The organism is Massilia timonae CCUG 45783 (assembly GCF_000315425.1).
GTDB classification, from domain to species: Bacteria; Pseudomonadota; Gammaproteobacteria; order Burkholderiales; family Burkholderiaceae_D; genus Telluria; species Telluria timonae.
The window spans coordinates 804,605-817,111 of sequence record NZ_JH992922.1; the positions used below are offsets into that span (position 1 = coordinate 804,605).

Annotated in this window: 8 protein-coding genes; 3 read left to right on the plus strand and 5 right to left on the minus strand. The window is 63.9% G+C overall.

Annotated elements, in window-relative coordinates:
* Positions 1–356 precede the first annotated feature (356 nt).
* Complete coding sequence (locus HMPREF9710_RS03380; protein ID WP_005663916.1) at positions 357–1,802, plus strand: right-handed parallel beta-helix repeat-containing protein; 1,446 nt, start codon at positions 357–359, stop codon at positions 1,800–1,802.
* Positions 1,803–1,932: 130 nt separating this feature from the next.
* Here HMPREF9710_RS03380 and HMPREF9710_RS03385 read toward each other — a convergent pair whose 3' ends face one another.
* Both HMPREF9710_RS03385 and HMPREF9710_RS03390 read right to left on the minus strand, forming a co-directional pair.
* The gene (locus tag HMPREF9710_RS03385; RefSeq protein ID WP_005663917.1) at positions 1,933–4,005 is read right to left on the minus strand and encodes a M13 family metallopeptidase; all 2,073 of its coding nucleotides are present in this window, start codon (positions 4,003–4,005) and stop codon (positions 1,933–1,935) included.
* A gap of 73 nt (positions 4,006–4,078) precedes the next feature.
* Entirely contained in the window at positions 4,079–6,154 is a 2,076-nt protein-coding gene (locus HMPREF9710_RS03390) for a M13 family metallopeptidase (protein WP_005663918.1), read from the minus strand.
* A 583-nt stretch (positions 6,155–6,737) separates the two neighbouring features.
* Between HMPREF9710_RS03390 and HMPREF9710_RS03395 the strand changes: the two genes are divergently transcribed.
* Together HMPREF9710_RS03395 and HMPREF9710_RS03400 are read left to right on the plus strand one after the other, a co-directional pair.
* Positions 6,738–8,174 (plus strand): S41 family peptidase, encoded by a 1,437-nt coding sequence (locus tag HMPREF9710_RS03395; protein ID WP_005663920.1) that lies wholly within the window; start codon positions 6,738–6,740, stop codon positions 8,172–8,174.
* 110 nt (positions 8,175–8,284) lie between these two features.
* Complete coding sequence (locus HMPREF9710_RS03400) at positions 8,285–9,406, plus strand: beta-ketoacyl-ACP synthase III (RefSeq protein ID WP_005663922.1); 1,122 nt, start codon at positions 8,285–8,287, stop codon at positions 9,404–9,406.
* Positions 9,407–9,444: 38 nt separating this feature from the next.
* Here HMPREF9710_RS03400 and HMPREF9710_RS03405 read toward each other — a convergent pair whose 3' ends face one another.
* From HMPREF9710_RS03405 to HMPREF9710_RS03415, 3 genes are read right to left on the minus strand one after another with little or no spacing between them, the layout of a single operon-like run.
* Positions 9,445–11,478: an NADPH-dependent 2,4-dienoyl-CoA reductase gene (locus HMPREF9710_RS03405; RefSeq protein ID WP_005663926.1), complete on the minus strand. Its 2,034-nt coding sequence runs from the start codon at positions 11,476–11,478 to the stop codon at positions 9,445–9,447.
* A gap of 56 nt (positions 11,479–11,534) precedes the next feature.
* The gene (locus HMPREF9710_RS03410) at positions 11,535–11,990 is read right to left on the minus strand and encodes a hypothetical protein (RefSeq protein ID WP_005663928.1); all 456 of its coding nucleotides are present in this window, start codon (positions 11,988–11,990) and stop codon (positions 11,535–11,537) included.
* 20 nt (positions 11,991–12,010) lie between these two features.
* Positions 12,011–12,493, minus strand: coding sequence for a DUF2721 domain-containing protein (locus HMPREF9710_RS03415; RefSeq protein ID WP_005663930.1), 483 nt, complete (start codon positions 12,491–12,493; stop codon positions 12,011–12,013).
* Between the last annotated feature and the right edge of the window lie 14 nt (positions 12,494–12,507).

Consider the following 12,507-nt stretch of genomic DNA (forward strand, 5'->3'; position numbering starts at 1 on the left):
TCCTCCTCTCGCAAGCTTCCCGGGCAGCTTCCAGCAACGGATATATGCCGCGTGGTATTTCGCTGCACTGTATTGCCGTTGAATCCCTTATCGTGAATTTTCTTGAATACCAAAATAAAACCTGATTCAAAATATTGCTCGAAAGAAAATTTAAACTGCTCAGAAACAGTTGGCACTATTGAACAAAAATACTTGCATGAAATAGTTGCCGTTCATATTCATTGGTTAGTAATTGTTAAATATTTCCATATTGCACTGTCACAATTAGTTACAAGTAGACTGCCGTAAATATCGTATCCTTCAAAACTTTCCCACCGGAACAAATTCCAAGCGGAATTTTTTACAGGATAAATACCATGCAATTCTGCAACTCTGCATCGACCAAACACCACGTCTTTCGCCTGAACGCCGCGCTGCTGATGTCGCTGGCAGCCATTGGCAGCACCTCGGCCGCCACCCTGTCCGTCGGTCCTGGCAAGACCTACGCGGCGCCCTGCGCCGCTTTCGCCAAGGCCAAGGCCGGCGACATCATCGAGATCCAGGGTGGCAAGACCTATAGTGGTGACGTCTGCGCCATCAGCCCGAGCGACCTCGTTATCCGCGGCGTGAACGGCCGCCCGAAGATCGATGCTGCCGGCAAGAATGCTCAAGGCAAGGCGATCTGGGTGGTCAAGGGCAATAACATCACCGTCGAGAACGTCGAGATGTTCGGCGCCAAGGTGCCAGACAAGAACGGCGCCGCGCTACGCCTTGAGGGCACTAACTTCACGCTGCGCTCGTCCTACCTGCGCGGCAATGAAAACGGAATTCTGAGCGGCGCCAACGCCAACAGTAATATCGTGATCGAATACAGCGAATTCGAACGCAATGGCGCGGGCGATGGCTATTCGCATAACTTATATATCGGCAATGTCGCCAGCCTCGCGTTCCGCTATAACTATTCGCACGACGCCCTGGTCGGCCACAATCTGAAGTCGCGCGCCAAGGTCAATACGATTAGCTACAACCGTTTCTCGAGCACGCCATCGGCCACTGCCAAGGCAGGTGCACCAAGCTATGAGATCGACCTGCCGAATGCCGGTACCGCCTACGTCGTCGGCAACGTGATCCACCAGCCGGCGGTCCACAATAATCCAGGCATGCTGGCCTATGGCATGGAAGGTGCGACAAATCCGGGCAAGGACTTGTATGTCGTGAACAATACCTTCCTGAACGACGACAGCTCGCGCGGCACCTTCGTCCTGGTCGGCAGCAAAGTGACGACCCCGGTCTTACTGCAGAACAATATCTTTAGCGGCACAGGCACCGTGACCAGCCAGGGCAGCGCCGTGCAGAAGAGCAATTATCGTTCGGTGGCCGCAGGCTTCGTCAACCGCGCGCAGTTCGACCTGCATCCGCTCGCCAACGCACTGGTGATCAATGCCGGCACCGCACCGGGCAAGTCGGCGGCCGGCGTCAGCCTGGCCCCAACCGCGCAGTACAAGCATACGGCTTCGGGAGAATCCCGTCTGGTTTCCGGCACGCTCGATATCGGTGCCTATGAAGCGGCAGGTTCGACGGCGGCGCCGACGACTCCTGCGCCTGTGCCTGCGCCTGCGCCGACGACGCCGGAAACCTGGAAGCAGTGCGCCACCGAAGGTTATACCTGCTCTTTCACCGGTACCCGTGAGGTGCGCTACGGCGTGCCGGGCGCCTACAGCACCAAGGTCATTACTGCAAAAACCGCCTGCACCTCCGCCGTATTCGGCGATCCGAAGAAAGGCTATTCGAAGACCTGCAGCTATTCCAGCCTGGCGCGCTGACCGTCCTGTATCGCGGGGAACGGCCGACCAGCTCTTCCGCGCGTAGCCACGGTACAAGCACAAAGGCCCGGTCGTCGTCGACCGGGCCTTTTATATATGCAGCACTATTTTCGGCTTGGACAGCCCTGGCTTACCAGATGATCACGCGATCCTTCGGCGCCAGGTACATCTTGTCGCCCGCCTTGACCCCGAACGCCTCGTAGAAACCAGGCTGGTTCTTCAGGGTGCCGTTGGCGCGGTACTGCGCCGGCGAGTGCGGATCGGTCTTGATCTGGGCGATCTGCGCCGGTTCGCGCATCTTGGTGCGCCACACCTGGCCCCAGCCCATGTAGAAGCGCTGGTCGCCGGTGAGACCGTCGATGACGGGCGCCGGCTTGCCCTTCAGCGAGATCTTGTAGGCTTTATAGGCGATCGCCAGGCCCGAGTTGTCGCCGATGTTCTCGCCCAGGGTCAGTTCGCCGTTGACGTGGTAACCCTCCAGCGGGCTGAAGGCGGCATATTGCGCGATCAGCGCCTTGGTCTTCTCGCCGAAACGCTTGCCGTCTTCTTCGGTCCACCAGTTGCGCATATTGCCGTCGCCGTCATACTGCGAACCCTGGTCGTCGAAGCCGTGGCTGATCTCGTGGCCGATCACGGCGCCGATGCCGCCGTAGTTGACCGCGTCGTCGGCATTGGCGTCGAAGAACGGCGGCTGCAGGATCGCGGCCGGGAACACGATCTCGTTCAGCTCCGGGTTGTAGTAGGCGTTGACGGTCTGCGGCGTCATGCCCCACTCGTCGCGGTCGATCGGCTTGCCGAGCTTGTTCAGTTCGCGGTTGTATTCCACTTCGCGCGAACGCATCACGTTGCCGACCAGGTCATCGCGCTTCACGGTCAGGGCCGAATAGTCCTTCCACTTGTTCGGGTAGCCGATCTTCGGCGTGAACTTGGCCAGCTTGGCCTGCGCTTCCTTCTTGGTCGCGGGGCTCATCCAGTCCAGAGTGTCGATCGACTCTTTATAGGCGGCCAGCAGATTGTTGACCAGGACTTCCATGTGCGCCTTGCGCTCGGCCGGGAAGTGCTTCGCCACGTACAGCTTGCCGACCGCGTCGCCCAGGCTCGATTCCAGGGTCGAGACGCCGCGCTTCCAGCGCGGTTCCAGTTGCGGGATGCCGGCCAGGGTGGTGCCGTTGAAGGCGAAACGCTGGTCGACGAAGGCTTTCGACAGGTAGTTGGCGTAGCCGTTCACGGTCTGGAACTGCAGATAGGCTTTCCAGGTTTCCAGCGGAATACGACCAAGAACGTCAGCGAAGCCCTTCAGGTAGGTCGGCTGGCTGACGATCAGGTAGTCGGCCTTGCCCTGCAGGCCCGACGCCTTCAGCCACTGCTGCCAATCGTAGCCCGGCGCCATGGCGGCCAGTTTCGAGAGTTCGACCTTGTTGTAGGTCTTGATCGGGTCGCGGTTCTCGACCTTGGTCCACTGCGCCTTGGCCAGCTCGGTTTCCAGCTCGACGATGGCTTTCGCATCGGCCTTGGCATTCTTGCCGCCGGCCAGCGCCAGCATCTTCTCGACGTGCTGCTGGTACTTGGCGCGGGTGTCCGCCAGCTTGGCGTCGTCCAGCTTCAGGTAGTAGTCGCGGTCGGGCATGCCCAGGCCGGCCTGGTACAGGTCAGCCACGTACTTGGTCGAATCCTTGGCGTCCTGGTGGATGAAGAACACGAAGGGCACGTTGACGCCGATGCGGCCCAGGTGGGCGAACATGGCCGGCAGTTCATTCTTGTTCTTGAGCGCGGCGATCTTGCCCAGTTCGCCGGCCAGCGGCTTGGCGCCCAGCTGTTCCAGGCGCGCTTCGTCCATATAGCTGGCGTAGAAGTCGCCGATCTTGCGCGCTTCGGTGCCGTTGGCCGCGCTGCGTTCCATCGCAGCTTTCTCGATCACGGCGCGCAGTTGCGGCAGGGTGTCGTCGCGCAGCTGGTGGAAGGCGCCCCAGGTCGACTTGTCGGCCGGGATCTCGACGCTCTTGAGCCACTTGCCGTTCAGGTGTTCGAAGAAATCGTCCTGCGGGCGTACGCCGGCATCGATGTACTGGGTGGCGATGCCCGACGCTGCCGCGCTGGCCTTGGCGGCGCTGGCAGGGGCGGCAGGGGCGGCGGCGCCGGATTCGGCGTGCGCGAACGAAGCTACCAGCACGAGTGCGGCAGCGCTGAACAAATGTCGTTTCATGTTCTCTCTCTTTGTTGTGAGTGCAATGCAAAACGGGCCGGCGCTCATGACGCCGGCCCGTCCTTGGACCAGATTACCAGATGATGACGCGTTCTTCAGGCGGCAGGTACATCTTGTCGCCCGGTTTCACGTCGAAGGCCTTGTAGAACTCGGCCATATTGCGCACGGTGCCGTTGGCGCGGAACTGGCCCGGCGAGTGCGGGTCGGTCTTGACCTGGTTGATCTGCTGCGCTTCGCGCATCTTCGAGCGCCACACCTGGCCCCAGCCCATGAAGAAGCGCTGGTCGCCCGTGAGACCGTCGATCACCGGCGCCGGCTTGCCGTGCAGCGAGATCTGGTAGGCCTTGTAGCCGATCGCCAGGCCGGCGTTGTCGCCGATGTTCTCGCCCAGGGTCAGTTCGCCATTGACGTTATAGCCCGGCAGCGGGCTGTAGCCGTTGAACTGGTTGACCAGCTTGTCGGTGCGGGCCTTGAACGCGGCCTTGTCCTCGGCGGTCCACCAGTTGCGCAGGTTGCCGTCGCCATCCGACTGGCTGCCCTTGTCGTCGAAGCCGTGGCCGATTTCGTGGCCGATCACGGCGCCGATCGCGCCGTAGTTGACGGCGTCGTCGGCGCGCATGTCGAAGAACGGCGGCTGCAGGATCGCGGCCGGGAACACGATCTCGTTCATCGTGCTGCGGTAGTAGGCGTTCACGGTCTGCGGCGTCATGCCCCACTCGGTGTGGTCGATCGGTTTGCCCAGCTTGCCGATGTTGCGCTCGTACTCGAAGGTCGAGGCGCGCATCGCGTTGCCCACCAGGTCGTCGCGCTTGATGGTCAGGCGCGCGTAGTCGCGCCACTTGTCCGGATAGCCGATCTTCGGCGTGAACTTGGCCAGCTTGGCGCGCGCTTCCTTCTTGGTCGCAGGGCTCATCCACTCCAGGTTGTCGATCGACTGGCCGTAGGCGATGATCAGGTTCTTCACCAGCTCTTCCATGCGCGCCTTGCGCTCGGCCGGGAAGTGCTCCTTCACGTACAGCTTGCCGAGCGCCTCGCCCAGCGCGCCTTCGACGGTGGCCACGCCCTTCTTCCATTCCGGACGCTGCTCGGTCACGCCGGTCAGCGCGGTGCCGTAGAAGGCGAAGTTTTCGTCCACGAAGGCCTTCGACAGGTAGGGCGCGTATTCGCGCAGCAGCTGCCATTCGAAGTACGACTTGACGGTCGCCAGGTCGGTCTTCGCCAGCAGTTCATTGAAACCGGTGAAGTAGCTCGGCTGGTTGACGATGATGTATTCCAGCTTGTTGCCCACGCCGGCGGCGCCCAGGGCCGCCTTCCAGTCGTAGCCCGGCGCCAGCTTGGTCAGTTCAAGCACGCTCATCTTGTTGTAGCGCTTGACGGGATCGCGGTTCTCGACCTTGGTCCACTGCACCTTGGCCAGCTCGGTCTCGAAGTCGACGATGGCCTTGGCCTGGGCCGCGGCGTTCTTCTCGCCGGCCAGGGCCAGCGTCTTCTCGACGTGCTGCTGGTACTTGGCGCGGATCTCCGCCAGCTTGGCGTCGTCCTGCTTCAGGTAGTAGTCGCGGTCGGGCATGCCAAGGCCGCTCTGGCTGATGTAGGTGGCGTACTTGGTCGACTCGCGCATGTCCTGGCCGACGTAGATGCCGTAGGGGCTCGAAACGCCGATCTTCGCCAGGTGGGCGGCCAGGGCCGGGATGCCCTTCTTGTCCTTCAGCGAGCGGATCCGCGACAGCTCGCCGGTCAGCGGCTTGTAGCCCAGGGTTTCGCGGCGCTCGGCGTCCATGAAGCTGGCGTACAGGTCGCCGATTTTCCTGGTCTCGGTGCCGGCCTTGGCGCCGGTGTCTTTCTGTGCGGCCTCGATGATCGCCAGCAGCTGCGGCGTGGTGTCTTCGCGCAGCTTCATGAAGGTGCCCCAGCTCGAACGGTCGCTCGGGATTTCGGTGTCCTTCAGCCACTTGCCGTTCAGGTAAGTGAAGAAGTCGTCCTGCGGACGCACGCTGGTGTCGATGTACTGGGTGTCGATGCCCGAAATGACGCCGGCCGGCGCGGCGGCGGTGGCGGCGGTGGCCGGCGCAGCGTCGGCAGCCATGGCCGGCGCAGCGAAGGCGGCCATCAGGGACAGGGTCAGGGTGCTCAGGAGGTGTCGCTTCACGGGAAAAATCCTTACTTGCAGTGCGATTGCAGGGTGAATCGGTTCCGGCCGGATGGTCGGCAAAAAAACCATTCTAGCGGTTAGGCAATAAACCTCGCTGGCGGAGCACGGATTTTTACTTTTCGATACACGGCACACATGTGTTTTCGCGTATGCATGTGTTGGAAGATGACAACACGATGACAGGCGGGATGACATGTGCGCCCCGTGTCCGGTGAAGGGGAATGTACAATCTCCGCAGAGGCAGCCGACAGATCGCACAATGTGCGAAACCGGGACCGGAAAGAAAAAAGCCCGCGGTGGAGGCCGCGGGCAAAGACCACTTCAAGAGTGGAGAGAGAGAAAAACTGGTTCCAACTATAGGCTGCCTCATCCGCACGCTCTTCTACTCTTACAATTGCTTACCATCGTAGGATCGGGTGTAACAACTCCGCCTCCCAACGCATCCTTTTTCATTCCAGCTCGATAGCTTTTGCGCCGCCGCCCGCAGCCGCGCACGAACCGGTTTATACTGGCCTTGCGCTACCTCAGGCATAAGTGCGCCTGCCGGTTCCGTGCGCAAATGCCTCAACGGATCAACCACATGGGTTCCACCTTCAAGAATTCCTGCCTCGTCGGCCTGGGCGTGATCGCCGGGGTCGGCCTGACCATGCAATTCTCCGCCCTCGCCTTCAAGCCGCCGGTCGACGCCAGCATGCCGATCGCCGAGCTGCGCCAGCTGGCCGACGTCTACGGCGTCATCAAGTCCACCTATGTCGAACCGGTCGAAGATAAAGCCCTGCTGTCCGAGGCGATCGCCGGCATGGTCGCCTCGCTCGACCCGCATTCGGCCTACCTCGATCCGCGCGCCTACCGCGAGCTGCGCGAAGGCACCGAGGGCCGCTTCGTCGGCGTCGGCATCGAGATCGCCGTGAGCGAGGACGGCTATATCGAGATCGTCACCCCGATGGAAGATTCGCCGGCCTACCACGCCGGCATCAAGGAGGGCGACCTGATCACCCGCATCGACGGCCACCCGGTCCAGGGCACGCCGATCGACGACGCCATCAAGCGCATGCGCGGCGAGCCGGGCACGCGCGTCACGCTCACGGTCGCGCGCAAGGACGCGCCCGAACCACTGAATTTCACCATCGAGCGGCGCGAGATCGTGCAGAAAAGCGTCAAGGCGAAGATGGTGGAGCCGGGCTACGCCTGGCTGCGCATCGCGCAGTTCCAGGAACCGACCGTGGACGACATGGCCGCCAGGCTGCAGGCGCTGTACCGCGAAGATCCGGACCTCAAAGGCCTGGTGCTCGACCTGCGCAACGATCCGGGCGGGCTGCTGCAGGGCGCGATCGGCGTCGCCGCCGCCTTCCTGCCGAAGAACGCCGAGATCGTGTCGACCAACGGCCAATTGGCCGATTCGCGCCAGCGCTTCTACGCGCGGCCCGAGTTCTACATGCTGCGCAGCGGCGCCGACCCGCTGGCCACCTTGCCCCCAAGCTTCAAGGACTTGCCGATGGTCGTGCTGGTCAATACCGGCTCGGCCTCGGCTTCCGAAATCGTGGCCGGCGCCCTGCAGGACTATAAACGCGCCGCCATCCTGGGCAGCCAGACCTTCGGCAAGGGCTCGGTGCAGACCATCCGCCCGATCGGGCGCGACGCCGCGGTCAAGCTGACCACGGCGCGCTACTACACCCCGGCCGGGCGCTCGATCCAGGCGCGCGGCATCGTGCCCGACCTGCCCGTGGACGAAACGCTGGAAGGCGACGGCCTGAACGCGCTGCGCATGCGCGAGGCCGACCTGCAGCACCACCTGTCGAACGGCGCGGGACCCGAAGCCGCCACGCGCGAGGACGACATCGAGGAACAGATGCGCCTGCTGGCCGAGGCGCGCACCCGCAAGCCGCTCGACTACGGCAGCGCGGACGACTTCCAGCTGGCCCAGGCCCTGCGCCACCTCAAGGGCCAGGAAGTGGTGCTGTCCAAGCGCGCCGCCCCCGCCACCACGCTGGCCCAGCACGGGCGCAAGGACCAATAAACGCGACTGAACAGTCCCTGCGGCAGCCGATTCCCAGGCATGCGCCGAGCGTGTAGAATCGGCGCATCTTGCGGACAACCCCGCTTATTTTCCCTGAAAGTTTGCTGAATATGAAACCTGTCGTCATCAGCGGCACCGGCCTGTTTACCCCGCCGCATTCCATCTCGAACGACGAGCTGGTGACAGCCTTCAACGCCTATGTCGAACTGCACAACCAGGAGCATGCCGCGCAAATCGCGGCGGGCGAGGTGACGGCGCTGGAACCGTCGAGCAGCGCCTTCATCGAAAAAGCGTCGGGCATCAAGTCGCGCTACGTGATGGAAAAGAGCGGCATCCTGGACCCGAGCCACATGACGGCGCGCATTCCGGAACGGGCCGACGACGAGATCTCGCTGCAGGCCGAGATGTGCGTGGCCGCCGCGCGCGAAGCGTTGACGCGCGCCGGCAAAACGCCGCAGGACATCGACATGGTGCTGGTCGCCTGCAGCAATATGCAGCGCGCCTATCCGGCCATGGCGGTCGAGGTGCAAGAGGCGCTGGGCATCGACGGCTTCGGCTTCGACATGAACGTGGCCTGCTCCTCGGCCACCTTCGGCATCGCCACCGCGGTCGACGCGGTGCGCAATGGCCGCGCACGCGCGGTGCTGGTGCTGAACCCTGAAATCACCAGCGGCCACCTGAACTTCCGCGACCGCGACAGCCACTTCATCTTCGGTGACGCCTGCACCGCGATCGTGATCGAGGCCGCGGAGACGGCAAGCAGTGCGCACCAGTGGGAAATCCTCGACAGCCGCCTCAAGACCAGTTTCTCGAACAATATCCGCAACAACTTCGGCTTCATGAACCGCTTCGACGAAGCGGGCATCGGCCAGCCCGATAAACTGTTCCGCCAGCAGGGCCGCAAGGTATTCAAGGAAGTCTGCCCGATGGCGGCCCAGACCATCGCCGACACGCTCGCGGCGGCCGGCCTGGAAACGAAAGACGTGTCGCGCTACTGGCTGCACCAGGCCAACCTGAACATGAACCTGCTGATCGTGCGCACCCTGCTGGGCCGCGACGCGACAGCCGACGAAGCGCCGGTGATCCTGGACAGCTATGCCAACACCTCGTCGGCCGGCTCGATCATCGCCTTCCACCGCTACCAGGACGACCTGCCGGCGGGCGCCAATGGCGTCATCTGCTCGTTTGGCGCAGGTTACTCGATTGGTTGCGTGGTGGTGCGCAAGAAGTAATCAACTTCGAATCCACTTCGAATCCACATCGGCGCGGCTCACAGCCGCGCCGCCAGTTCCGCCCCTTCGCGGATCGCGCGCTTGGCATCCAGCTCCGCCGCCAGCGCCGCGCCGCCGATCTTGTGGAAGCGCGGGCCGCCCGTGGCCCCATCCGCCGGCATCAGTTCCGCCAGGCTTTCCTGCCCGGCGCAGATCACCACATTGTCCACCTCGAGCAGGCGCGCTTCGCCCCCGACCGTGATGTGCAGGCCGGCGTCGTCGATGCGCTCGTACCCCACGCCGGCCAGCATGGTCACGCCATTGCGCGCGAGCGTGGCGCGGTGCACCCAACCCGATGTTTTCCCCAGGCCGGCCCCTGGCCGCGTGGTCTTGCGCTGCAGGAGCCAGACCTGGCGCGGCGGATGCGGCGCCACCGGCGGCGCCAGCCCGCCCGGCGTGGCGACCAGCGGGTCGACGCCCCACTCCTTCATCCAGTGCGCCGCCGGCACCGGCAGGGCTACTCGCGGATCGTGCACCAGGAATTCGCCGGTATCGAAACCGATGCCGCCGGCGCCGATGATCGCCACCCGGCGCCCGACCGGGCGGCCGTCACGCAGCACGTCGAGATAGCTCAGGACCTTCGGATGGTCGATGCCGCGAATCGATGGTTGTCGCATGCGGATGCCGGTCGCCACGATCACGTCGTCGAAGCCCTGGGCCAGCAGTTCCTCGCGCGTAATCAAACAGTTCAAGCGAATGTCGACGCCCAGCAATTCGAGGCGGCGGCCAAAATAACGGATCGTCTCCGCGAATTCTTCCTTGCCTGGAATGCGCATCGCGATATTGAACTGGCCGCCGATGCGGTCCTGGGCGTCGAACAGGGTCACGCGGTGCCCGCGCTCGGCCGCGACCGTCGCCGCCGACAGCCCGGCCGGCCCGGCGCCGACCACCGCGATGCGGCGCGCCGTGGCGGCCTTGCGAAACACGAGTTCGGTCTCGTGGCAGGCGCGCGGGTTGACCAGGCAGGTCGCGCGCCGGTTGGAGAAGGTATGGTCCAGGCAGGCCTGGTTGCAGGCGATGCAGGTATTGATCTCGTCGCTGCGGCCGGCGGCCGCCTTGGCGACGAAATCGGCGTCGGCCAGGAAGGGCCGCGCCATCGACACCAGGTCGGCGTCGCCGCGCGCCAGGATGCCCTCGGCCTCGGCCGGCATATTGATGCGGTTCGAGGCCACGACGGGAATGCCGATTTCCTTGCGCAGCCGCCCGGCGACCTCGGCGAAGGCGGCGCGCGGCACCGAGGTGACGATGGTCGGGATGCGCGCCTCGTGCCAGCCGTAGCCGGTGTTCAGGATCGTGGCGCCTGCCGCTTCCAGCGCCCTGGCGGACAGCACGATCTCGTCCCAGGTATTGCCGCCTTCGACCAGGTCGAGCACCGAATGCCGATACATCAAAATGAAGTCCGGCCCGACCGCGGCGCGGATGCGGCGCACCACCTCCACGGCGAGCCGCATGCGGTTCGCGATCGGCCCGCCCCAGCGGTCGGTGCGGCGGTTGGCGCGCGCGCACAGGAACTGGTTCAGCAAATAGCCCTCGCTGCCCATGATCTCGACGCCGTCGTAGCCGGCCGTGCGCGCCAGCCTGGCGCAGCGCACGTAGGCGCGGATCGTCGCTTCGATGCCGGCCTCGGTGAGCGCCCTGGGTTTGAAGCGCGAGATCGGCGACTTGATGTTCGAGGCCGACACCACGAAGGGCTGGTAGCCGTAGCGGCCCGCGTGCAGGATCTGCATCAGGATCTTGCCGCCCTCCTCGTGCACCGCGCGCGTGACGCGCCGGTGGTTGGGCACGTCGAACAGGGAGTTCAGGGTGCCGCCGAAGGGCAGCAGCCAGCCCTGGCGATTGGGCGAGATGCCGCCGGTGACGATCAGGCCCACGCCGCCGCGCGCGCGTTCGCGGTAGAAGGCGGCCAGCTTGCCGTAGTTGTAGAAGCGGTCTTCGAGCCCGGTGTGCATCGAGCCCATGATCACGCGGTTCTTCAGGGTGGTGAAACCCAGGTCGAGCGGCGCAAGCAGGCGGGGATAGGTAGCAGTAGTCATCGCGGCATTACACCGCGATTTTCTGGAGCCGTGCGTCTAAACGGCTGGAAGGCGCATCAAGCCAGGTGGCTTTCGCGGTCGCGCAGTTCGGCGAAGCTTTCGATGCTGCCGATGCTGACGACCACCGGGTTCAGGCTGGCGCCGGGGGACATCGGGCGCCAGGCGAACTGCCATTCCTTTTCGCGCGCCTGGCCCAGGCTCTTGGTGAAGGCCGCGCCCAGCGGCGAACGGTTGCCGTACTCGATGGCGCCGTCGATGCCGGCCCAGTTGGGCAGCAGGCGCTGCACGGCGCGGTGCAGGCGCTCGCCGAATTCCTCGGTATTGTGGATCACCAGGCAGGCGTCGCTCGGCGTGATGATGTCGAACAGGCGCTTGTCCCAGACGGTGGAAAACGAGACGTGCAGGAAGCCGCCATTGGGCTCGAGGCGGAACTGGCCGGTCTTGAGCGCGTTTTCGAGTTCGGCGCGCAGCGCGTAGCGGTGCAGGGTCGGAGGGCGTTGGTAGTCGTGCATGGGATTCTTTCTTGCCGCATTCAAGGCTGCGAGGTTGGCGATGGTGGTGGCGGCGGCGGCGATTGCAGCATCATGATGGCCTGGTGCTGCATGCGCATGAACTTCGACGCGATGAAGATCTCGCGCAAAAAATAGACGAAGCTGCTGATCAGGGCGATCATCGCGAACACGAAGCAGGCGGCGATGTACTGGTCGAGCGGAATGCCGGTGGTGTCGCCCGCGAACAGCATCGCGATGACCACGCACACCAGCAGGCCGCAGGCGGTGCTGGAGGCGATCGCGAAGTTGATCAGGTGCGAGCGCTGGTAGAGCAGTTCGAGTTCGCTTGAAAACTCGGCGTTGGGGCTGACCTTGAGCCGGTCTTCGAGCACGCGCGTGCGGTCGATGATGCGCGCCAGCCGGTTGGTCAGCACGGTCAGCTTGGTGGCCACGCCGGTGAGCAGGAAAACCGGCGCGATCGCCAGCTGGATGACATGGCCGATGTCGCTGATCTGGATATTCATAAGAACACGTTCGA